Raw genomic sequence first — 22,208 nt, 5'->3', positions numbered from 1 at the left:
AGGGCCCCACTCGTCCAGGAGGCGGTGACCGGTGAGCCATCCCGACGGCACGTCCGAAGAGGTTCCCGTGCGGGCAGCCGGCTGCGTCCTGTGGCGGCGGTCGCCGATCGACGGTGAGCTGGAGGTATGCCTGGTCCACCGACCGAAGTACGACGACTGGTCGCATCCCAAGGGGAAGCTCAAGCACGGCGAGGACTGGCTGGCGTGCGCCGTCCGCGAGGTGGCCGAGGAGACCGGCCACACGGCGCACCCGGGGCCCCGGCTGCCCACGGCCCGCTACCTGGCCCAGGGCCGCCCGAAGGAGGTCCGCTACTGGGCGGCCGAGGCCGGCGCCGGTCGTTTCACGCCGAACGACGAGGTGGACCGGGTGCTCTGGCTGCCCCCGGCGGCCGCCCGCGCCCGCCTCACGGAGCCGAGGGACCGCGCCCTCGTGGACGCGCTGCTCACCGCCCTGCACCGGGCGTAGCCCCGGGCCCGGCGCGTCGCTCACCGCCCCGTACCGGGCGCGGCCCCCGCCCGGCCGGAATCACCCTGTGTCCTCGGCGTGAGCGTTCCGTGACCTAACCGCACCGCCTTCAGGGGTTCACCCCGCGTTCATTTGGGCCCGTAGGCGGCTTCACCTGTTCTGCCTAATTTCGGCCTTACCCGGTGCGGTGCGCGACTCCAGGGAAGCGCTCGTGCCGCCCAGTCTTCGCACGCCGCCGGATTCAGGACGGCGGCTCTCGGAAGGATCTCCCTCAAGTGAAGCTTCAGCGCATGAACCGGCGGGCCCTCACCCTCGGTGCTCTCGCCGTCTCCGGCGCCCTGGCCCTCACGGCGTGCGGCTCCGACGACACCGGCTCCAAGAGCGGCGGCGGCAGCAGCTCCGCCGCCGCGGGCGCCAGTGACATCAAGTGCGACGACGCCAAGGGCCAGCTCCTCGCCGACGGCTCCTCCGCGCAGAAGAACGCGATCGACGCCTGGGTCAAGAACTTCACCCAGGCCTGCAACGGGGTCCAGGTCAACTACAAGGGCTCCGGTTCCGGCGCCGGCATCACCGCGTTCACGCAGGGCACGGTCGCCTTCGCCGGCTCCGACTCCGCGCTGAAGCCCGAAGAGGTCACCGCCTCCAAGGAGGTCTGCACCGGCGGCCAGGGCATCGACCTGCCGATGGTGGCCGGCCCGATCGCCGTCGCGTACAACCTCTCCGGTGTCGAGAACCTCGTCCTGGACGCGCCGACCCTGGCGAAGATCTTCGACGGCAAGATCAAGAACTGGAACGACGCGGCCATCGCGAAGCTGAACCCCGACGCGAAGCTTCCCGACCTCCAGATCCAGCCGTACCACCGCTCGGACGAGTCCGGCACCACGGACAACTTCACCAAGTACCTGATCGCCGCCGCCCCGAACGACTGGAAGTACGAGGGCGGCAAGGCCTGGCAGGCCAAGGGCGGCCAGTCCGCCTCCGGCTCCTCCGGCGTCGCGCAGGGCGTCAAGCAGACCAACGGCGCCATCGGTTACATGGAGCTGTCGTACGCCAAGGACGGTCTCGGCACCGTCGCCCTGAACACGGGCGCCGCCGCCCCGGTCAAGGCCTCCTCCGAGGGCGCCACCAAGGCCGTCGCGGCCGCCAAGGTCGTCGGCACGGGCAACGACCTGGCGCTGAAGATCGACTACACCTCCAAGGCCGAGGGCGCGTACCCGATCACCCTGGTGACGTACGAGATCGTCTGCGACAAGGGCAACAAGGCAGCCACCCTGCCGGCCACCAAGGCCTTCCTGCGCTACCTGGCCAGCGAGCAGGGCCAGGGCATCCTCTCGGGCATCGACTACGCGCCGATCCCCGACTCCATCATCACCAAGGTCCGCACCACCGTCGAGGGCCTGAGCTGATCTGAAGGTGCGGTCCGGCGCCGGGTCCGCCCGGCCCGGACCGCACCGTCCGGTGCACCGCCGCCAGGGGCCGCACGCATACCCGGCCCCGCCCGAGCCGCCCACCCACGAGCGGCTCCGCAGACCGGAGAACCCCATGGACATATCGACGCAGAAGACAGACGAAGCACCTCCACCCACGGCCCCGTCGCCGGCCACTGCCGAGCAGAAGCGCGCGGCGCGCGGCGCCACCCGACCCGGTGACCGGATCTTCCTCGGTCTCTCCCGCGGGTCGGGCATCCTGCTGCTCGCGATCATGGCCGCCATCGCGGTCTTCCTCACGTACCGGGCCTCGCTGGCCATCAGCGAGGACGAAGCGAACTTCCTCACCACCTTCGAGTGGAACACCGGGCTGGTGCCGCCGAAGTTCGGCATCGCCGTCCTCGCCTTCGGCACGGTGGTCTCCTCGATCGTCGCCATGGTCCTCGCGGTCCCGATCGCCGTCGCCATCGCGCTGTTCCTCACCCACTACGCCCCGCGCAAGCTGCGCAACCCGATCTCGTACGTGATCGACCTGCTCGCCGCCGTGCCGTCCATCGTGTACGGCCTGTGGGGCGCCCTGATCCTCGTCCCGCACATGAACGGCCTCTTCAGCTGGCTGGACGAGTACCTGGGCTGGACGGGGGCCTTCTCCTGGGACCAGGGCCCCCCGCGCTCGATGCTCACCGTCGGCATCCTGCTGGCGATCATGATCCTGCCGATCATCACCAACGTCAGCCGCGAGGTCTTCCGCCAGGTGCCGCAGATGCACGAGGAGGCCGCCCTGGCCCTCGGCGCCACGCGCTGGGAGGTCGTGCGGATGTCCGTGCTGCCGTTCGGCCGCTCCGGTGTGATCTCCGCGTCGATGCTCGGCCTCGGCCGCGCCCTCGGCGAGACGATGGCCGTCGCCACGGTCCTCTCCCCCGACTTCGACATCCACGCCAGCCTGCTCAACGCGGGCGGCGGCACCTTCGCCCAGAACATCGCCAGCAAGTTCAACGAGGCGAACGAGTTCGGCCGGGACGCGCTCATCGCCTCCGGCCTGGTCCTGTTCGTCATCACGCTGCTGGTCAACGGCGCGGCCCGCGCGATCATCGCCCGCCGCAAGGAGTACTCGGGGGCCAACGCATGAGCCACGCCGTCCTCAACGACAAGCGCCCCGGCAGCACCCTGCGCGGCGCCTCCCTGCCGAAGTGGTCCCCGTGGGCCATCGCGGGCGGTTCGATCGCCCTGGCCGTGGTCATCGGTCTGGCCGGGGGCCTCGACAGCCGCGTGCAGTGGGGCCTGATCGCCGGCCTCCTCTTCCTGCTGGCCACCTACGGCATCGCCGCCCGCGTGGAGGGCCGCCGCCAGGCCAAGGACCGCATCGCCACCGCCCTCGTCTGGGTCGCCTTCCTGATCGCCGTCGTGCCGCTCGCCTCGCTGATCTGGGCGACCGTGGAGCGCGGCGTCAAGGTCCTGGACGTCTACTTCCTGACCCACTCGATGGGCATCGTCGCCGACTCCGAGGCCGGCGGCGGCATCTACCACGCCATCCTCGGCAGCCTGGAGCAGGTCGGCCTCGCCACCCTGATCGGCGCCCCGATCGGCATCCTCACCGCGATCTACCTGGTGGAGTACGGGCGCGGCAACCTCGCCCGCGCCGTCACCTTCTTCGTGGACGTCATGACGGGCATCCCGTCGATCGTCGCGGGTCTGTTCATCCTCAGCCTCATGCTGATGTTCGACATGCAGCCCTTCGGCTTCGCGGGCTCGCTGGCCCTGGCCATCCTGATGATGCCGGTCGTCGTACGCTCGACGGAGGAGATGCTCAAGCTCGTCCCCAACGAGCTGCGCGAGGCCTCCCTCGCCCTGGGCGTCCCCAAGTGGCGCACGATCCTGAAGGTGGTCGTCCCGACCTCCATCGGCGGCATCATCACCGGCGTCATGCTCTCGGTGGCCCGCATCGCGGGTGAGACCGCCCCCGTCCTCCTCCTCGTCTTCGGCAACCCGTTCATCAACTCGAACCCCTTCGAGGGTGCGCAGGCGTCGCTGCCGCTGTACATCTACCAGCAGTACGCGCAGAGCGCCGGCTCTCAGGCGGCGTACGACCGCGCCTGGGCGGCGTCCCTCACGCTGATCGCCTTCGTGATGATCCTCAACCTGGTGGCCCGCGGCATCGCCCGCTGGAAGGCCCCGAAGACCGGTCGCTGAGCATCGACACACGGCTGCCGCCGCGCGGGACCACAGCGACCCACCGGACTTTTGGAAGTGAAGTAGAAGACATGGCGAAGCGAATCGACGTAAGCGGACTGACCGCGTACTACGGCTCCCACAAGGCGATCGAGGACATCTCGATGACCGTCGAGCCGCGCTCGGTGACGGCCTTCATCGGCCCCTCCGGCTGCGGCAAGTCGACGTTCCTGCGCACGCTGAACCGCATGCACGAGGTCACCTCCGGTGGCCGCGTCGAGGGCAAGGTGATGCTCGACGACGAGGACCTGTACGGCCAGGGCATCGACCCGGTGTCGGTGCGGCGCGAGGTCGGCATGGTGTTCCAGCGTCCGAACCCCTTCCCCACGATGTCGATCTTCGACAACGTCGCGGCGGGCCTGCGGCTGAACGGCAACTACAAGAAGAGCGAACTGCAGGACGTCGTCGAGAAGTCCCTCAAGGGCGCGAACCTGTGGAACGAGGTGAAGGACCGCCTGAACAAGCCGGGCTCGGGCCTCTCCGGCGGCCAGCAGCAGCGTCTGTGCATCGCGCGGGCGATCGCGGTGGAGCCGAACGTCCTGCTGATGGACGAGCCCTGCTCCGCGCTCGACCCGATCTCCACCCTCGCCATCGAGGACCTGATCGGCGAGCTGAAGGAACGCTTCACGATCGTCATCGTCACGCACAACATGCAGCAGGCGGCGCGCGTCTCCGACCGCACGGCCTTCTTCAACCTGGCGGCCGTCGGGCAGCCCGGCCGGCTGATCGAGATCGACGACACGGAACGCATCTTCTCCAACCCGTCGGTCCAGGCCACCGAGGACTACATCTCGGGCCGCTTCGGCTAGGACCCCTCGCGGTGCTGCATGGCGGTGCCACCGCGAGGACGCAGAAGAGCCCGCCCCCCGGCTCCCGGGGGGCGGGCTCGCGCGTTTGCCCGCAAAGGGCCGGGGGGCAGGGACGGACACCGTCCGCGCAGCCCCACCCGCCGGGCGGGCTCCGCGTGCCCTACAGGAACGCCAGGTTGACGAGCCAGAAGGCGCAGGCCGCGACGACCGCCGCCGCCGGCATGGTGATGAACCAGCCGAGGACGATGTTCTTGGCGACGCCCCACCGCACGGCGTTGATCCGCTTGGTCGCGCCCACACCCATGATCGCCGAGGTGATGACGTGCGTCGTCGAGATCGGCGCCTTGAAGAGGAACGCGGAGATGAACATGATCGAGGCGCCGGTCGTCTCGGCCGCGAAGCCCTGCGGGGGGTCCAGCTCGATGATCTTCCGGCCGAGCGTGCGCATGATGCGCCAGCCACCCGCGTAGGTGCCCAGCGACAGCATCACGGCGCACACGATCTTGACCCACACCGGGATCGGGTCGCCGTAGTCCTCGACGTCGGCGATGACCAGCGCCATCACCACGATGCCCATCGTCTTCTGCGCGTCCTGCAGACCGTGCCCGAGCGCCATGCCGGCCGCCGACACCGTCTGCGCGATGCGGAAGCCCCGCTTGGCCTTGTGCGGGTTGGCGCGCCGGAAGATCCACATGATCGCCGTCATCACCAGGTAGCCGACCAGCAGGCCGACCACCGGCGACACGAACATCGGGATGACGACCTTCTCCAGCACCCCGCTCCAGTAGACCTGCGTCCCGCCGGCCAGCGCCGCGCCCACCATGCCGCCGAACAGCGCGTGGGAGGACGAGGACGGCAGGCCGAAGTACCAGGTGACGAGGTTCCAGGTGATCGCCCCCACCAGCGCCGCGAAGAGGATCCCCATCCCCTGCGACCCCTCGGGCGTCTCGATCAGCCCCTCGCTGACGGTCTTGGCGACCCCGGAGCCGAGGAAGGCGCCGGCGAGGTTCATCACCGCGGCCATCGCCAGCGCCGCCCGCGGCGTCAGCGCCCGCGTCGACACGGACGTCGCGATCGCGTTCGCCGAGTCGTGGAAGCCGTTCGTGTACGTGAAGAAGAGCGCGACCGCGATGGTCGCGACCAGAGCGAAGGTGTCCATGAAGGGGTCAGGACTCCTTGACCGCGATGGTCTCCACCGTGTTCGCCACGTGCTCGAAGGCGTCCGCGGCCTCCTCCAGCACGTCCACGATCTGCTTGAGCTTCAGCACCTCGATCGCTTCGTACTTGCCGTTGAAGAGGTGGGCGAGCAGCTTGCGGTGGATCTGGTCGGCCTGGTTCTCCAGCCGGTTGACCTCGATCCAGTACTCGGTGAGGTTGGACATGGTCCGCAGGTTCGGCATGGCCTCGGCGGTCAGCTCCGCCGCCCGCGCCAGCACCTCGATCTGCTGCTCGACGCCCTTGGGCAGTTCCTCGACGTTGTAGAGGACGACGAGGTCGACGGCCTCCTCCATGAAGTCCATGATGTCGTCGAGGGACGACGCGAGGTTGTAGATGTCCTCGCGGTCGAACGGCGTGATGAAGGAGGAGTTCAGCTGGTGGAAGATCGCGTGCGTGGCGTCGTCACCGGCGTGTTCCGCGGCCCGCATACGCTCTGCGATCTCGGCCCGGCCGGCGGTGTCCGCCCCGAGCAGTTCCATGAGGAGTTTCGAGCCCGTGACGATGTTGTCCGCGGACGCGGCGAACATGTCGTAGAAGCTCGTCTCCCTGGGGGTCAGACGAAAGCGCACGTGGGGTCCTCAGGATGCATCGGTTTCGGTCAGGCTGATGCTAGGCGCATCATCCGGCCACGGCTAATGGGCCGCCCACCAGTGTCACCCATGAACCACGACGACCGGCAGCGGGGCCGCCCGGTGGTCCGTTCCACGAGCCGTCGGCAGCCGCAGCTCCAGGCCCCATACCCCGCAAAGTTCGGTACGATATACCCAGTAGGGGTATATGTCTGGAGGACACCATGACGACCACCGAGGCCGGGGCGGCCACCGAAGAGGCCGTGACCGACCACGACCGCGGTGTGCACGGCTACCACAAACAGAAGGACGAGCACCTCAAGCGCCTGCGTCGCATCGAGGGGCAGATCCGGGGCCTCCAGCGCATGGTCGAGGAGGACACCTACTGCATCGACATACTCACCCAGGTGTCCGCCTCCACCAAGGCCCTGCAGTCCTTCGCGCTGCAACTGCTGGAGGAGCACCTGCGCCACTGCGTCGCCGACGCGGCCGTCAAGGGCGGCGACGAGATCGACGCGAAGGTCGAGGAGGCCACGAAGGCCATCGGCCGCCTGCTGCGGACCTGATCCCGGCCCTGCCCCTGAGCCTGTCCCCCCTGGCACCGACCGGGGCCCGCGCGTCAGCCGGCGCGGGCCTCACGCTCCTCGGCCACCCTCAGCACCTCGTCGATGCTCTCCAGGCTGAGCCGCTCCTCGGCGGCGGAGGCCGCGATGATCAGCTCCCCGCACAGTTCGATCTCGGCGAGGGCCACGTGGTCCTGTACCGCCGTACCACCGACCGGAGCCACGCGCATCACCTCGTCCCTGCCGTCACCGACTTCCTAGAGTAGGGAGCGGCGCACACGCCGCGCATGGCACGGACGGGCTAGTCCTCATACCGGTTTCCTGGCCGGATCCGGCCCCCACCGGACGGTCACCGGCCGCCCGCCCCGCGGCGCCGGCCCGGCTCACTCCTCCGCGATCCGCCCGGCGTAGATGTCCGCGGGCACCGGCAGCCGTACGTCGACGGGCGCCCCGAAGTCGTACAGCAGCGTCGTCGAGGCGACCGCGACGGCCTCCTTCTGCCGTCCGTTGACGAAGGTGAACCGGTGCCGGACCTTGCGGATGCGTCCCTCGTCGTCGAGGTAGACGTCGAAGGGGACCCGGGCGGTGGCGAACCCCTTCGCCGCCGCCCCCAGCGAGTCCCGGCCGCCCGCCGAGGCACCCCTCGCGGCCACCGCGAGGTCGGCGGTGCCGCGGAAGTGCCGCACGTCGGTCCCCGCCAGCCGGCCCCGCCCCACATAGGTCGCGGTGCGCGTCCCGCGCAGCACCTCGGCGGCTGCGTACGGGTTGGTCGCGCCACCGGTCACCAGGTTCCCGTCGGACAGCGTCGCCGTGTCCACCCGCACCCACTTGTCGGCGGGCACGCCCGCGCCCCGGTTCTTCATGAACAGCGCGCCGGGCGCGAGGAGTTCGACGATGGGCCGGTGCCCACTGACGCCGGACGGATCCTGCGGGAGCACCACCTTCAGCCGCCCGAGCTGCCGGCGGTAGTCGTAGACGCCCTCGCCCCGGATCGTCACGCGGGTCCCGCCGGTGGCCATCTCCATCGACGTCCGGGCCTTCGAACTGCCCGCCGCCACCAGCGCGTCGGCCGCCCGGCGGAGCGTCTCGACCGGGTCGGCGGCCGGCGCGTCCTCGGCGGCGTTCCCGGGCCCGGCGCACCCGGCGGCGGCACCGGCCCAGACCCCGGCCGCCAGCCCCGCGACGACCGCCGTACCCCACCGCCGCTGCTGCCGCTGAGCCATCGCCTGTCTACCCCCAGCCGGTACGTCCGTCACGGGTCCCCTGTCGTTCCCGATAACGACGGGTGGGCGGCACCCGTCACGCGCGAGCGGGGTTCACGGCGGTCGCGGGCGTTCTTTCCGCCGGGACTGGGTACGGTTGACTCCGTGACCCAGCAGGACCGTTCGGTCTCCTCCCCCGGCGACGGGGAAACCCACACCACCACGACCGTCGAACGCGGCCCCTTCTGCCTGGCCCGCTGCACCTGCGGCTGGCACGGCCCGGCGCGCAGGGCGAGAAGCCTGGCCAGAGCGGACGCCGCCGGCCACATCCACGACTGACCCGTCCCGTTCCCCTCCGCGGGGAACCCCCGGGCCCTGGACCCCGTCTGGCTCCCTGGGACGACGGAAGGCACAGGACGGTCGGACATGCATCGGCGTACGTTCATCGCAGGCGGCACGGCCGCCGTCACGACGGCCGCGTGCCGGCCGGGCGTCGACGGCGGCGGCTCCTTGGGGACCGCCCCCGTCTCCCAGGCCCTCTCCGGCACGGCGGACGGCAAGATCCCGCCACGGACCGCGCGCGCCGTGGCCGCCGCCGACTGGGCCGCCCTCGACCGCTCCCTCGACGGCCCCCTGATCCGCCCCGCGGACGCCTCGTGGACGGCGGCCCGGCAGCTGTACAACACCCGCTTCGACACCCTCCGGCCGGCCGCGGTCGCCTACGTCGCCCATCCCGACGACATCCGTACCGCCCTGGCGTACGCCCGCGCCCACGGCACCAAGGTCGCCATCCGCAACGGCGGCCACTCCTACGGCGGCTGGTCCTCGGGCGACGGCCGGCTGGTCCTCGACGTCTCCCGGCTGAACCGGGTCCGCGCGAGCGGCGGTTCGGCCGTCGTCGGCGCCGGCGCCAAACTGATCGACGTCTACCGCACGCTCGCCGCCAAGGGCGTGACGATCCCGGCCGGCTCCTGCCCGACGGTCGGTGTCTCCGGCCTGGTCCTGGGCGGCGGCCACGGCGTCGTCTCCCGCGCCTACGGCCTCACCTGCGACAGCCTCACCCAGGCGACGATCGTCACGGCGGACGGCAGGCGGCTCACGGCGGACGCCACGCACCACAAGGACCTGTTCTGGGCACTGCGCGGAGCGGGCAACGGCAACTTCGGCGTCGTCACCGAACTCCGCTTCACCACCCACCCGGCCCCCCAGGCGGTGACCGGCCGCCTCTCCTGGCCCTGGGCGAAGGCCGCGGCCGTGCTGCGGGCCTGGCAGGAATGGGGCCCGTCCCAGCCGGACGAGATCTGGTCCGCCCTCCACCTGGCGGGCACGCCCGGCGGCACCCCGAGGATCTCCGTGTCCGCCTTCTGCATCGGCACCCACGGCCAGTTGCAGAACGCCGTCGACCGCCTCGCGGACCGCGTGGGCGCCTCCGCGACGACCGTGTCGCTGCGCCGCCGCTCCTACGAGGAGGCCATGGAGGTCTACGCCGGATGCTCCTCCTTCGCCACCGACGCCCAGTGCCACCTGCCCGGTCCGACCCCCGGCCGCTCCCCGCGGGGCGCCCTGGGCCGCGAGACCTACGCGGCCTGCTCGGACTTCTTCGACCGCTCCCTCTCGGCAGCGGGCGTCCAGACCCTGTTGCGGCAGCTGGGGACCGTCCGGGGCGGCTCCGGCAGCATCGCGCTCACCGCCCTGGGCGGCGCGATCAACCGGGTCTCCCCCACGGCCACGGCGTTCGTCCACCGCCGCTCCCGGATGCTGGCCCAGTACCTGGTGTCGTGGCGCGCGGGCACGACGGGCACGACGGCCCGGTCCTGGCTCACCGCGGCCCACCGCGCCATGGCACCGCACGCCTCGGGCGCCGCCTACCAGAACTACGCCGACCCCACCCTGCCGACCTGGAAGAAGGCGTACTACGGCCCGGCGCTCCCGCACCTCACCGAGGTGAAGCGCCAGTACGACCCGACCGGCTTCTTCACGTACGCACAGTCGCTGTGACGAGGCCGGCCCGGACCGCGACCACCCGCCGCCGGACCGCGGCCGGCGCCCCGGGACCGACGGGCCCCCGGCCCCGGCCCCGGGGCGCCGGCCGCGCGACCGCCTACGCGGCCAGGTCCCGCTCCTCGGCGGAGGCCGCCCCGACCCTGGCCCCCGGGACCACGGCGTCCTCCCCCGTGCCCCGCACGGAGCGCGCCCGCACGGCCCATCCCAGCCACGCGGTCCGCTCCACCGCCTTCAGCACGGGGGTGAGCAGCATCGAGGCCACCGGCGACAGCAGCAGCGCCACAGCCGTACCGAGCGCGAACCCCCCGATGACGTCCGTCGGGTAGTGCACCCCCATGTAGACCCGGCAGAACCCCTCCACCAGCCCCAGCCCGATCCCCACGATTCCGAACCTGCGGTGGGCGACGAACAGCGCGACCCCCATCGCCATGGTGATCGTCGCGTGGTCGCTCACGAAGGAGTAGTCGGTCTTCCCTGCGACCAGGACCTCCAGGCCCTGGTGGTCGAGGAAGGGCCGGGGCCGTTCCACGAAACCCCGTATCGGCACGTTCACCAGGACCGCGACCGCGGCGGCCAACGGCACCCACACCAGCGCGGCCACGGAGGAGGCGGCCTCCTCGGCCGACACGGGCCGCCGCCGCACGGTCCACCAGCACCAGAGCACGAGCAGCACCATCGCCAGGAGCAGCCCGTACTCGCCGACGAACTCGACGATCCGGTCCAGCCAGTGCGGGGCCTCCTTGGCCAGGCCGTTGATGTCGTAGAGCAGGTCGACGTCAGGATTCGACCCGGATGCGGCGAGTCCAGCCATGGTGCTGCGGCCCCTTCGTCGTTGCTGCCGGGCGCGCCTCACGCACGCCGCTCGTACCCACCCCCGTGGTCGTAGATCCGCGTTCGCCGCTCTGTCGGTCGGTCACAGGCATTGCTCGGCTACGTCAACAGGAACGCACGACCCCCGTTGATACGTTCCACTCTCCACCGAATGATCACGCAGACGTTATCGAAGAGAGATACGTCACCGCAGCTCAGGCTACGGGTCCCCGTCCGGCTCAGACCCTCGTGGGGAGCGCTTTCGCGCCATCTTCGGTGACCCGCGTGGCACCGAAGTACTTGCGGGTGTCGATCGGGTCGAACCGGATGACCGCCCCCGTGCGGGGCGCGTCGATCATGTACCCGCCGCCGACGTAGATGCCGACGTGGTCGATGGCCCGGGAGTTGGTCGGATCGGTCGAGAAGAACACCAGGTCGCCCGGCAGCAGCTCGTCCCGCGAGGGGTGCGGCCCCGCGTTGTACTGGTCGTTGGCCACCCGGGGCAGGGTGATCCCGACACTCTCGTACGCCGCCTTGGTCAGCCCCGAGCAGTCGAACCGTCCGCCCTGCTCAGGCGTGCCGTTGCCACCCCACAGATACGGCGTCCCCAGCTTCTTCTGGGCGAAGTAGATCGCCCCGGCGGCCTGCTCGGACGGATCGACCCGGGTGACCGGCGCGGCGAAGCTCTTCGCCAGCGTGGTGATCGTCTTCACGTAGTTCTGGGTCTCCCGGTACGGCGGCACACCCCCGTACTTGATGACCGCATAGGCCCCCGCGTTGTAGGACGCGAGCATGTTGTGGGTGGGGTCGCCCGGCACCTTCTTGACGTACGAGGCGAGTTCGCAGTCGTAGGACGCGGCCGACGGAATCGCGTCATTCGGGTCCCACACGTCACGGTCGCCGTCCCCGTCGCCGTCGATGCCGTGGGTGGCCCAGGTGCCGGGGATGAACTGCGCTATCCCCTGGGCCGCCGCGGGGCTCTTGGCGTTGGGGTTGAATCCGCTCTCCTGGTAGAGCTGGGCGGCGAGCAGCGCCGGGTCGATCGCGGAGCAGAGGTTGCCCCACTTCTGCACGAGCGCCTGGTAGGCGGCGGGCACGGCACCCTTGGCCAGCCCGACGCTCCTGCCGCCCACGCCGCCCGCGAGGTTCCCGGCGATGACGTACACGCCGACGACGAGCAGCATCACGAAGCTGAGCCCCGCCGCAGTCGCGGCACCCGCCAGGATCCACGCCTTACGCACCGTCAACCGCCCCTCGCCCGTACGGCTTTCCGCCCGCGTCAGTGTATGAGCTTCCCCCGCGGAATCCCGTGCAACCGGCGCATCCACCGCCGGCCGGACCGACCCCGACGGGGCGCCGCCCCGTCACCGCCGGATGCGCCCCTCCCGGTCGGCCGCGTCAAGGCCGCTCCCGGTGCACGCCAAGCACAGCCCATCGTCCGGTAGCGGATTCCCCATCGACTCCCATGTTCGGGCAACCTCCGCACCGATCCCGGGTCTCGCGCATACGTTCCCTTCCGTGATCCCTGACGTTGACACCTCCCCCCGCCCGGCCGCCCTCCTCCCGGCCCCCGCCCGCCGCACCCTGCTGCGCGGCGGCCTGGTCGGTGCGATGACCGTGGGCGGCGCGCCCCTCACCGCGGCGCCGGCCTCCGCCACGCCCGCCCCCCGCAAGCCGGCCCGCCCCGCCACCGCGTCGGAGGCCCTGCGGGAACTGGCCGCCGGCAACCGTCGCTGGCGCACCTTCCGCGAACGGCACCCGGACGAGACCCCTTCCGTCCGGCAGAGCCTGACGCAGGGCCAGCACCCCTTCGCCGTCGTCCTCGGCTGCATCGACTCCCGCGTCCCGCCCGAGCTGGTCTTCGACCAGGGCCTCGGCGACCTGATGACCGTCCGCACGGCCGGTGAGGTCCTCGACGAAGCCGTCCTCGGCAGCGTCGCTTACGGCGTGCTGGAGCTGGGCATACCGCTGGTCGTCGTTCTCGGTCACCAGTCCTGCGGCGCCGTGCGCGCGGCGGTCGAGGCGGACCTCTCCGGCGAACGGCTGCCCGCGCACATCCAGTACCTGGCCGACCGGATACGCCCCTTCATCGACCGCACGAAGGAAGGTGACGCCCGCGTCGACGCCACCGTCGACGCGAACGTCCTGGCCGTCCGCTCCCTGCTCGCCGCCGAACCCGACCTCGCCGCGAGGATCACGGCCGGCGAGCTGGCCGTCGTGGGCGCCCGCTACGAGCTCACGACCCAGGCGGTGCACCGGATCGACTGACCCGGAGCCGGGCCGGGCCGGGCTATCGTCCTCATGTCGCCGAGGCCCGTGCGGAAGGAATCTCCCGTGACCGACATCCCCCCCGACCTGACGTGGGTTCGCGCCGCGCCGCCGGAGGCGACCGGCCCCGGCCCCTGGATCGAGATCGCCTTCGGCGAGGGCGACGACGGAGAGGCCCCCGTATATCTCCGGGAGACCAACGACCCGGACAACGTGGTCACGACGAACCGGCGCAAGTGGGACGCGTTCGTCCTGGGCGTACGGGCAGGGGAGTTCGACCACTTCGTGGAGGGCGTGGACGAAGCCGGTGAAGCCGACGGCGTGAACGGAACGGCGGGCGCGGCGGACACGGACGGCGAAGCCGAGACAACCGCCCGTCCGCACCGCTGACACACGGTCGGGGAGCGCGCGGAGGGCGAGCAGCAGCCCCGCCTCCCGTTCGCCCTCAGTCATGAGACCATCGAAAACGGAAGCTCACCCGACCAGCCGTCAGAAACGGCGCACGGCCGTGAAGTGGGTCAACGACGGAACCGCACGACAGGTTCCGCTCCGACTTCATTGCCCGGCGTGACCTGCCGTGATACACAGAGTGACGAGTGCGTGCCATTCGTACGAATCCCGCCCGTCAATGACGCCAAGTCGACATACGAAGGCGGCTTTGTCGGCGACAATGAGACGTGACCTCTGCACACCGCAGGGGCATCTCGGAACTACCCACCAGGGGCGGTGACTTACATGCTCTTTGCGGCCGACAAGGGCGACATCAACACCATCATCGGCGGGATCGCTCCGGACTGGGGCCCCTTCGGCAGCCTGGGCAACGAGGCCAAGGTGATGATCGAGGTGGTGATGGCCATCGCCATCCTCCTCTGCCTCGGCATCGCGATCTGGGGCGCCGCCAAGCAGCGCATCGGCGCGACGGCCCTGCGCGACACCTTCAGCGCGGAACAGGGCAAGGGCCTCATCATCGCCGGGCTGACGGGCGTCTTCATCATCGGCTCCCTCGGCACCCTGTTCACGATCGTGTACGGCATGGCCGTGTAGCGGGCGCCGCCCACCGCCAGTCCGCTCCGGGCACTCCCGGCCCCCTCCACCCCACCCACCCGTCGTGCCCACCGGCTGAGGTTGCGTTTCCCTGATGTCGAGTCACCACACCGCGCCCGCGCGGGAACCAGCACGGCTACCGTCGTACTACTACGTGTTCCGGTACGGCATCGAGGGGGCGTACACGGCATGAGTCCCGGAGACGAACACGACTACGGCGAGCCCGCGGGCACCCGTGTGCGCCTGCCCGAAGCCGACCCCTACGGCGGCGCCCGCCGCCCCGCCCGCTCGTCCTCGCGCAGCCTGGTCATGGTGGTCGGCGTCGTCGTCCTCCTGATCGCCGCGATCGCCTTCGCGAACCGTGGAGGAGACGATTCCTCTTCCACCGCGGCCACGGGCGAGGGCAGCGGCGACAAGCCGAGGACCTCGTCGACGGCGGCGAGCGGGACGAAGCCGGTGAAGACGAGAGCCGGCGACGTCCCGTCGGGCTTCGCCCGGACCGAGCAGGGCGCCCAGTCCGCCGCCGCCAACTACGCCGTCGCGCTGGGTTCGACCGGCATGTTCCAGAAGGAGAGCCGGCACGCCCTGGTCGGCACCGTCTACACCGCCGCCGCGGCGGCCGGGCTCCAGGCCCCGATGGACCGGGCCTACTCGGCCGACTTCCTCGCCAAGCTGGGTCTCGACGCCGACGGCAACGCGCCGACGGGCAACACCTTCGTCTCACGCGTCGTCCCGGTGGGCACCACGGTCCAGGCGTACACCGACACCACCGCGAAGGTCGCCGTCTGGTACCTCGGTCTGATCGGCATGTCCGGGGAGAAGTCGACCGACCCCGTCACCTCGTCGTGGAAGACCTGGACCTTCGACCTCCAGTGGGTCGAGGGCGACTGGAAGGTCGCCGCCGACGAACAGCAGGACGGCCCCGCCCCGGTCCCGGGCGACGACAGGGCCGCCTCCTCCGACGAGATCAGCAAGGCCATCGAGGAGTACGGAGGGTTCACGTATGCCCGGTAACCCGCCCCGCGTGCTCCGGCTCGCCGCGATCGTCACGGCCGTCCAGGCGTCGGCCGTACTGCTGGCCACCCGCGCCGCCGCCGTGCCCACCCCCAGCCCGTCGCCCTCGCCGTCGGCCTCGCCCTCGGCCTCGGACGGCGTCGACTGCAGCCTCATCCCGGGTCAGGCCAAGGAGTACTGCGAGCGGGGCAACGCCCGCTCCGGCACCACCACCCCCACCGTCTCCGACACGGCCGACCCCCTCTCCTCGCTGGCCAAGGGCTGTGCCGAGGCCGCCGCCTGGACCGTCGACAAGCTCAGCGTCGCCGTGCAGGACACCGCGAACGTCGACTTCACCAACGCCCGGTTCCTCCAGCAGTACGCCGTCGTCTTCGCCGCGTCGACCGTCCTGACCCTCCTGCTGTGGCTGCTGGCCGTCGCCAAGCGGGCCGTCCGGGGAGTCCCCCTCACCACCGCGATCGGCGAGGCCGTCGGCTTCCTGTGGCTCACCGTCCTCGCCTCCGCCTTCACGCCGCTGATCCTGTACACGGTCGTCTCGGCCACCGACGGCATCAGCGAGGCCCTGGCGAAGACCACCGGCAACCAGACCGACACCTTCTTCGGCACCTTCTCCGCCGCCCTGGAGAAGGGCGAGGACATCGGCGGCGGCCCGATCATGCTGATCGTGGTCTCCCTGGTGTCCATCCTCGCCGCCGGCGTCCTGTGGCTGGAGCTTGTCCTGCGGGCCGCCCTGCTCTACGTCGGCGCCCTGCTCGGCACGGTCGTCTACGCGGGCCTCGTCGACAAGAACCTGTGGGGCCACGTCCGCCGCTGGGCCGGCATCATGATCGCCGTCATCCTGGTCAAGCCGGTCGTCGTGATCGTCCTCGGCCTGGCCGGCGCGCTCTCCGCCGACGACGGCCCGAACGCCTTCGGCGCGGTCGTCTCCGGCCTGTCCATCATCCTGCTGGCCATCTTCGCCAGCGCGATGATCTACCGCTTCGTGCCCGGCTTCGGCGACGAGATCGCCAACTCGCGCAACAACCGCATGATGCAGGGCGCCGAGCGCAAGGCCGCGGCCGTCATCAGCTCCCCCGCCACCCTCGTCGCCCAGGGCATCAAGACGCACAGCACCCGCGCCGACAGCAACGGCGGCGGGTCCTCCTCCAGTGGCCAGCGCCCGGCCAACCAGACCGCCGGCGGCGTGGCCGCGCACAGCTCGCGTACCTCGAACGGAGGCGGCGGATCCGTCCCCTCCGCCGCACCCGCGCCCCGCGCCGGCAGCCCGGTGAACACCCCGCACGCCGGAAACAACCGCAACAGCAGCACCAACCGCACCGGAGGTGAAGGGCGTTGACGACTGATTCCCACGTGTCCCACGTGGTCACGCCCCGCCGTACATATCTGATCGGCCGCGCCCGGCCGAACGCGATCGTCGGCCGCAACCGCGAGTCCGGAGAGATCGCGCTCATCGTCGTCGGCGCGTTCCTCGGCATGATGTGCGGGCTCCTCGTCCCCGTCCTGACCCTGCGGATCGTGCTGCTCGCCGGCTTCCCGATGATCGCGATCGCCGCGGTCTACATGCCGTACAAGCACCGCACGTTCTACAAGTGGTTCGAGATCAACCGCAGTTACAAGCGCACCCTGCGCCGCGGCACGGTCTACCGCTCGGCCGTCATGGAGGCGGGCACCCGGATCGACGGGCAGGAGATCGAGATCGGCCCGCCGCCCGGAATCGGCCGGATCAGCTGGCTGGCCGCCCCCTTCGGCCCCGACGAGATCGCCGTCCTGCTGCACGCCGACCGCCGTACGGTCACCGCGGCCATCGAGATCGAGGGGCCCGGCGTCGGCCTGCGCGACAGCGAGGACCAGGAGGCCCTCGTCGACCGCTTCGGCACGCTCCTCAAGCACGTGGCCAACGGCGACGGCTTCGTCACCCGCCTCCAGATGCTCGCCCGCACCCTCCCGGCCGACCCCGACGCCCACGCCAAGGACGTCACCCAGCGCGGCGACGACAAGGCCCCGCCGTGGCTGCAGTCGTCGTACGACCAGCTCCAGTCGATGGTGTCGACGAGCAGCGAGCAGCACCGCGCCTACCTGGTCGCTTGCATGCACTACACGCGCGAACTGGCCGCCGAGGCGAACGCCATGGCCCGTGCCGCCCGCCCGCAGAACGGCCGCAAGCTGGACCGCGACGCCGGTCTCGCCGTCGTCATGGCCCGCGAGCTGACCGACATCTGCTCCCGCCTCCAGGAGGCGGACATCCGGGTCCGCCAGCCCCTCGGCCAGGGCCGCCTGTCGTCGCTCATCCACTCCATGTACGACCCGGACCACCCGATCGACCACATCCAGGCGATGACCCGGCGCAACGCCTGGCCGGCCGAGCTGGACGCCATGGAGCCGACGTACCTCAAGGCCAAGACCCGCGAGTCCTCCACCCGGGCCCCCTGGTGTCACGCCACGGCCTGGGTGAAGGAGTGGCCGATGACGCCCGTCGGCGTCAACTTCCTGGCCCCGCTCCTCGTCCACACCCCGGACGTCATCCGGACGGTCGCCGTGACGATGGACCTCGAACCCACCGAGGTCGCCATCGAACGCATGCTGACCGAGAAGACGAACGACGAGGCGGAGGCGAGCCGGGCCGCCAAGATGAACCGTACGGTGGACCCGCGCGACGTGGCCGCCCACTCCCGCATCGACCAGCGCGGCGAGGACCTCGCGAGCGGCGCGGCCGGCGTCAACCTCGTCGGCTACATCACCGTCTCCTCCCGCAATCCGGAGGCACTGGCCCGCGACAAGCGGACGATCAGGGCGTCCGCGGGCAAGTCGTACCTCAAGCTGGAGTGGTGCGACCGAGAGCACCACCGCGCGTTCGTGAACACCCTCCCGTTCGCCACCGGCATCCGAAGGTAGGGCTTTACATGCGGGACCCGATGTCCGTCCTCACCGACGCCTTCACGTCCTTCCTCTTCGGCAAGGTCGAGACCACCCGCCTGCCCGTCCGCACCTCCACTGGCCAGGCCCAGGCGGTCTACCTCCCGACCGCCGCCCCCGGCCTCGGCGACTCGGGCGTGATCATCGGCCGCGAGGTCTACTCGGGCAAGGGCTACATCTACGACCCCTTCCAGCTGTACGGCCAACAGCTCCCGGCCCCGCACTGGCTGGTCCTCGGGGAGTCCGGCAACGGCAAGTCGGCCCTCGAGAAGACGTACGTCCTGCGCCAGCTGCGCTTCCGGGACCGCCAGGTGTGCGTCCTGGACGCCCAGGGCGAGGACGGCGTCGGCGAATGGAACCTCATCGCGCAGGCGCTCGGCATAACCCCCATCCGCCTGGACCCGATGGCCGCCCTGGACCACGGCATCCGCCTCAACCCACTGGACCCGTCGATCACGACGACGGGCCAGCTGGCACTGCTGCGCACCATCATCGAGGTCGCGATGGGCCACGGCCTGGACGAACGCTCCGGCTTCGCCCTCAAGGTCGCGCACGCCTACGTCAACGAGACGATCGTCGAACGCCAGCCGGTGCTCAGCGACATCGTCGAGCAGCTGCGGCACCCCGAACCGGAGTCGGCCGAGGCGATGAACGTCGCCATAGACGACGTACGGGCGTGGGGCCTGGACGTGGCGCTGGTGCTGGACCGCCTCGTCGACGGTGACCTGCGCGGCATGTTCGACGGCCCGACGACGGTCGGCATCGACCTGGACGCCCCGCTCATCGTCTTCGACCTGTCCCACATCGACCGCAACTCCATCGCCATGCCGATCCTCATGGCGATCGTCGGCGTGTGGCTGGAGCACACCTGGATCCGCCCCGACCGGAAGAAGCGCATCTTCCTGGTCGAGGAGGCCTGGCACATCATCAACAGCCCCTTCGTGGCGCAGTTGTTCCAGCGGCTGCTGAAGTTCGGCCGCCGCCTCGGCCTGTCCTTCGTCGCGGTCGTCCACCACCTGTCCGACGTGGTCGACGGAGCGGCGGCGAAGGAGGCCGCCGCCATCCTCAAAATGGCGTCGACACGGACGATCTACGCCCAGAAGGCCGACGAGGCGAGGGCGACGGGCCGCGTGCTCGGCCTGCCCCGCTGGGCGGTGGAGATCATCCCCACCCTCACCCCGGGCATCGCGGTGTGGGACGTCAACGGCAACGTCCAGGTCGTCAAACACCTGATCACCGAGACGGAACGCCCGCTGGTCTTCACCGACCGCGCGATGACCCAGTCGTCGGCCGACCTCGCCGAGGACGACGCGCTGCGCGCCGCGGAGCTGGAACAGGAGCGGCGGGCGGCGGCCTTCGTGGAACAGCACCTGCCCGACTTGGACGGCTCGTCCGAGTCGACGGTGGCGTAGGCGCGGGGGGCGCGATGAGACCGGGCGACCACCGCGGCCAGGGCCAGGACCGCAGGCAGGGCCAGGGAGGCGTCCCCGACGGTCTGCTGGTCGGGCTGCTCGCGTTCCTGCTCGGCATGACGCTGCTGGTGTGGACGGCGACGGGCCTCGCGGCCCTCTTCGCCCACGGCTCCTGGCCGGCCGGTGTCACCTTCCCCAGCACGCCCCTGGCCATGCGCCACCTCGTCGGCCGGCCGCACGACGTCGCCGGCGCCTGGCCGGCCGCCGACCCGTCGGCCCTCTCCGGCTACGGCCTGTTCTGGGGCCTGTTCATCGGCCAGGTGATGATCCTTCTGGTGCTCACGGTCTTCGCGCTGGGCACGGTGGCGAGATGGCGGGCCGTACGGGCGGGTCGCAGGACGCGGCCCGACCAGGAGGTGCCCCTGCCGGCTCCGGCACCGGTTCCGGAGCCGGTGGCCCGCCCGGCCCGGCACGAGGTGCCCACCCCCCGGACGGAACCCGCACCGCAGGCCGTGGAGCCCCTTCCCGTCACCCGGACCGAGCCGCCCGTCGGCTGGGAGGCGGCTTCCCGCCCCGAGGGCACGGTCCTCTACGCCGCGCCCGACACCCGCCACACCACCGCGGCCCGGGCCGTACGCGACGCCGAGGGCGCCGTCCTGGTCCTCACCTCGCACGCCGCGCTCTGGCAGGACACCAAGGACGCCCGGGCCAAGCTCGGGCCGGTCCTTCTCTACGACCCCAGCCACCTCTGCGACACCCCGGCCCGCCTGCACTGGTCACCCACGGCGGGCTGCGAGGACAAGGCGACGGCGGCCGCCCGTGCGAGCGCCCTCCTCACGCCCGTCCGGCCCACCGCCCGCCTGGACCAGGCGGTCGCCGAGACCGCCGAGACGCTCCTGCGCAGCTACCTGCACGCCGCCGCCGTCGACGGCCGCACCGTCCGCCACGTGCACCGCTGGTCCCAGGGCACCGGGCTCCAGGAAGCGGTCCGCACCCTGCGCACGAATCCGAAGGCCGCGGCCGGTTCCGCGGGCGAGCTGGAAGCCGCCCTGACGGCCCACCCCGAACGGCGGGACATCGCCCAGGAACTGACGACCCGGGCCCTGGCCGCCCTCTCCACGGTGAACGTCCGCGAGGCCTGCACTCCTCATCGAACTGACGCCCTCGCCTTGGATTCCTTCGTCGACGAAGGGGGAACGCTTTATGTGGTCGGTGAATCCATCGAGGACCCGAGGACGCGTCCCGGCGCGATGCCCTTCCTCACGGCCCTCGTCTCAAGCGTGGTCGAGCGCGGCCGGCGCATGGCCGAACGGTCATCCTCCGGTCGGCTCGACCCACCACTGACCCTGATCCTGGACGACGTGGCGGCCGTGGCTCCGCTCGCCCAGCTCCCCGATCTGCTGGCCGAGGGCACCGTCATCGGTCTTCCCACCCTGGCCCTGCTCCGCTCCCGCGAGCAGGCCCGAGCGCGCTGGCCCCACCACGAACTGCCGGTGTGACACCTACGTCCGCTCGGTCCGCTCAAGGACGTACTCCAGCTCGCGGCCGCCGGAGTTCCCGGCCAGCGACACGACGACTCCGCTCGGTATGAAGCCGGCCCTGCGATAGAAGGTCCGGGCCCGGCCGTTGTCCTCGTGCACGATGAGCCGCACGCGCTCCAGCCCGCGTGTCCACGCCCATTCGAGCCCGGCGTCGAAGAGCACCTCGGTCAGTCCGATCCCGCGGTACTCGGACCGCACGAACACCCCGACGACGTGCCCCTGCCGCTGCTCGATCGGAAAGCCCGCCCAGTCCTTGGTCCCGGCCTCCTCGACGAGCACGGTGAGCGTCCCCACCAACTCCCCGTCCGGCCCTTCGGCGACGATCTGCTGCGCCCGGTCGGACCCCTCGGCCCCTCCCGCCGTCCGCTCCTGCCAGAAGGAGTCGGGCCGCGCCAGCCCTTGCTCGTACGTCTCCAGGAAGGCGAGGTGCGCGACCGGGTCCCGCAACGCCAGGAGCCGCAGCTCCTTCACCGCCGGCCACTCCTCGGCACGCACGGACCTGATCAGGTAGCTCATGGGGCCACCGTAGTGCCCGGGCATCGACCCACTCACCCGAATAATCCGTGCCCGAAAAGTCCCCGTGAACGCAGGAAACCCCCGTGCCATTGGCACGGGGGTTTCCCGGAATGATTGTTCGGCGGCGTCCTACTCTCCCACAGGGTCCCCCCTGCAGTACCATCGGCGCTGTGAGGCTTAGCTTCCGGGTTCGGAATGTGACC

Annotated in this window: 23 protein-coding genes and 1 rRNA gene; 16 read left to right on the top strand and 8 right to left on the bottom strand. The window is 71.0% G+C overall.

Annotated elements, in window-relative coordinates; translation table 11 throughout:
• The first annotated feature begins 31 nt into the window (after window positions 1-31).
• From ACGFQC_RS14990 to pstB, 5 genes are all read left to right on the top strand, one after another.
• Complete coding sequence (locus tag ACGFQC_RS14990) at window positions 32-466, top strand: NUDIX hydrolase (protein ID WP_363086892.1); 435 nt, start codon at window positions 32-34, stop codon at window positions 464-466.
• Between the two features lie 275 nt (window positions 467-741).
• The gene (pstS, locus tag ACGFQC_RS14985; protein WP_363086893.1) at window positions 742-1,872 is read left to right on the top strand and encodes a phosphate ABC transporter substrate-binding protein PstS; all 1,131 of its coding nucleotides are present in this window, start codon (window positions 742-744) and stop codon (window positions 1,870-1,872) included.
• Between the two features lie 136 nt (window positions 1,873-2,008).
• Window positions 2,009-3,022 carry a phosphate ABC transporter permease subunit PstC gene (gene pstC / locus ACGFQC_RS14980; RefSeq protein WP_363086894.1) on the top strand — a complete coding sequence of 338 codons (1,014 nt, stop codon included), beginning with the start codon at window positions 2,009-2,011 and terminating at the stop codon, window positions 3,020-3,022.
• Window positions 3,019-4,083, top strand: coding sequence for a phosphate ABC transporter permease PstA (pstA, locus tag ACGFQC_RS14975; protein WP_363086895.1), 1,065 nt, complete (start codon window positions 3,019-3,021; stop codon window positions 4,081-4,083). Before pstC ends, pstA begins: the two co-directional genes overlap by 4 nt.
• Before the next feature lie 71 nt (window positions 4,084-4,154).
• The gene (gene pstB, locus ACGFQC_RS14970) at window positions 4,155-4,931 is read left to right on the top strand and encodes a phosphate ABC transporter ATP-binding protein PstB (RefSeq protein WP_363086896.1); all 777 of its coding nucleotides are present in this window, start codon (window positions 4,155-4,157) and stop codon (window positions 4,929-4,931) included.
• Between the two features lie 160 nt (window positions 4,932-5,091).
• On the opposite strand, the gene ACGFQC_RS14965 is transcribed toward pstB, so the two are convergent.
• Both ACGFQC_RS14965 and ACGFQC_RS14960 read right to left on the bottom strand, forming a co-directional pair.
• Window positions 5,092-6,090 (bottom strand): inorganic phosphate transporter, encoded by a 999-nt coding sequence (locus ACGFQC_RS14965; protein ID WP_363086897.1) that lies wholly within the window; start codon window positions 6,088-6,090, stop codon window positions 5,092-5,094.
• A gap of 7 nt (window positions 6,091-6,097) precedes the next feature.
• Window positions 6,098-6,718: a DUF47 domain-containing protein gene (locus tag ACGFQC_RS14960; RefSeq protein WP_073496855.1), complete on the bottom strand. Its 621-nt coding sequence runs from the start codon at window positions 6,716-6,718 to the stop codon at window positions 6,098-6,100.
• 224 nt (window positions 6,719-6,942) lie between these two features.
• On the opposite strand from ACGFQC_RS14960, the gene ACGFQC_RS14955 reads away from it, so the two are divergent.
• The gene (locus ACGFQC_RS14955) at window positions 6,943-7,284 is read left to right on the top strand and encodes a metal-sensitive transcriptional regulator (RefSeq protein WP_363086898.1); all 342 of its coding nucleotides are present in this window, start codon (window positions 6,943-6,945) and stop codon (window positions 7,282-7,284) included.
• 53 nt (window positions 7,285-7,337) lie between these two features.
• On the opposite strand, the gene ACGFQC_RS14950 is transcribed toward ACGFQC_RS14955, so the two are convergent.
• Window positions 7,338-7,505 (bottom strand): hypothetical protein, encoded by a 168-nt coding sequence (locus ACGFQC_RS14950; protein WP_363086939.1) that lies wholly within the window; start codon window positions 7,503-7,505, stop codon window positions 7,338-7,340.
• 159 nt (window positions 7,506-7,664) lie between these two features.
• On the bottom strand, window positions 7,665-8,504 hold the full coding sequence (locus ACGFQC_RS14945) for a hypothetical protein (protein ID WP_363086899.1): 840 nt from the start codon (window positions 8,502-8,504) through the stop codon (window positions 7,665-7,667).
• Window positions 8,505-8,648: 144 nt separating this feature from the next.
• Here ACGFQC_RS14945 and ACGFQC_RS14940 point away from each other — a divergent pair, with 144 nt between their 5' ends.
• Window positions 8,649-8,822: a hypothetical protein gene (locus ACGFQC_RS14940; RefSeq protein WP_363086900.1), complete on the top strand. Its 174-nt coding sequence runs from the start codon at window positions 8,649-8,651 to the stop codon at window positions 8,820-8,822.
• A gap of 87 nt (window positions 8,823-8,909) precedes the next feature.
• Entirely contained in the window at window positions 8,910-10,481 is a 1,572-nt protein-coding gene (locus ACGFQC_RS14935; RefSeq protein WP_363086901.1) for an FAD-binding oxidoreductase, read from the top strand.
• A gap of 103 nt (window positions 10,482-10,584) precedes the next feature.
• Here the strand turns inward: ACGFQC_RS14935 and ACGFQC_RS14930 are convergent, their stop codons facing one another.
• The gene (locus ACGFQC_RS14930; RefSeq protein WP_363086902.1) at window positions 10,585-11,298 is read right to left on the bottom strand and encodes a phosphatase PAP2 family protein; all 714 of its coding nucleotides are present in this window, start codon (window positions 11,296-11,298) and stop codon (window positions 10,585-10,587) included.
• Between the two features lie 238 nt (window positions 11,299-11,536).
• A complete protein-coding gene (locus ACGFQC_RS14925) occupies window positions 11,537-12,544 on the bottom strand; it encodes a bifunctional lytic transglycosylase/C40 family peptidase (RefSeq protein WP_363086903.1) in 1,008 nt (335 codons plus the stop codon).
• A gap of 274 nt (window positions 12,545-12,818) precedes the next feature.
• Here ACGFQC_RS14925 and ACGFQC_RS14920 point away from each other — a divergent pair, with 274 nt between their 5' ends.
• The 8 genes from ACGFQC_RS14920 (at window position 12,819) to ACGFQC_RS14885 (ending at window position 21,447) form a co-directional block, all read left to right on the top strand.
• On the top strand, window positions 12,819-13,565 hold the full coding sequence (locus ACGFQC_RS14920) for a carbonic anhydrase (protein ID WP_393288305.1): 747 nt from the start codon (window positions 12,819-12,821) through the stop codon (window positions 13,563-13,565).
• 66 nt (window positions 13,566-13,631) lie between these two features.
• Entirely contained in the window at window positions 13,632-13,955 is a 324-nt protein-coding gene (locus ACGFQC_RS14915; RefSeq protein WP_363086905.1) for a DUF397 domain-containing protein, read from the top strand.
• A 345-nt stretch (window positions 13,956-14,300) separates the two neighbouring features.
• On the top strand, window positions 14,301-14,609 hold the full coding sequence (locus ACGFQC_RS14910) for a hypothetical protein (RefSeq protein WP_073499096.1): 309 nt from the start codon (window positions 14,301-14,303) through the stop codon (window positions 14,607-14,609).
• A 189-nt stretch (window positions 14,610-14,798) separates the two neighbouring features.
• Window positions 14,799-15,623, top strand: a complete 825-nt coding sequence (locus tag ACGFQC_RS14905) for a hypothetical protein (protein ID WP_363086906.1) — start codon at window positions 14,799-14,801, stop codon at window positions 15,621-15,623.
• Entirely contained in the window at window positions 15,613-16,959 is a 1,347-nt protein-coding gene (locus tag ACGFQC_RS14900) for a hypothetical protein (protein WP_363086907.1), read from the top strand. Before ACGFQC_RS14905 ends, ACGFQC_RS14900 begins: the two co-directional genes overlap by 11 nt.
• Window positions 16,956-18,515: an SCO6880 family protein gene (locus ACGFQC_RS14895; RefSeq protein WP_363086908.1), complete on the top strand. Its 1,560-nt coding sequence runs from the start codon at window positions 16,956-16,958 to the stop codon at window positions 18,513-18,515. Before ACGFQC_RS14900 ends, ACGFQC_RS14895 begins: the two co-directional genes overlap by 4 nt.
• A gap of 8 nt (window positions 18,516-18,523) precedes the next feature.
• Window positions 18,524-19,948, top strand: coding sequence for an ATP-binding protein (locus ACGFQC_RS14890; RefSeq protein WP_363086909.1), 1,425 nt, complete (start codon window positions 18,524-18,526; stop codon window positions 19,946-19,948).
• A gap of 14 nt (window positions 19,949-19,962) precedes the next feature.
• A complete protein-coding gene (locus tag ACGFQC_RS14885; protein WP_363086910.1) occupies window positions 19,963-21,447 on the top strand; it encodes a type VI secretion protein in 1,485 nt (494 codons plus the stop codon).
• A 3-nt stretch (window positions 21,448-21,450) separates the two neighbouring features.
• On the opposite strand, the gene ACGFQC_RS14880 is transcribed toward ACGFQC_RS14885, so the two are convergent.
• Window positions 21,451-22,005, bottom strand: coding sequence for a GNAT family N-acetyltransferase (locus ACGFQC_RS14880; RefSeq protein WP_363086911.1), 555 nt, complete (start codon window positions 22,003-22,005; stop codon window positions 21,451-21,453).
• Between the two features lie 116 nt (window positions 22,006-22,121).
• Window positions 22,122-22,208 (bottom strand): 5S ribosomal RNA (gene rrf, locus ACGFQC_RS14875); the annotation flags it as partial.

Source organism: Streptomyces sp. NPDC048734 (genome assembly GCF_043198675.1).
GTDB lineage: Bacteria > Actinomycetota > Actinomycetes > Streptomycetales > Streptomycetaceae > Streptomyces.
This window is presented reverse-complemented; position numbering and strand designations above follow the sequence as displayed.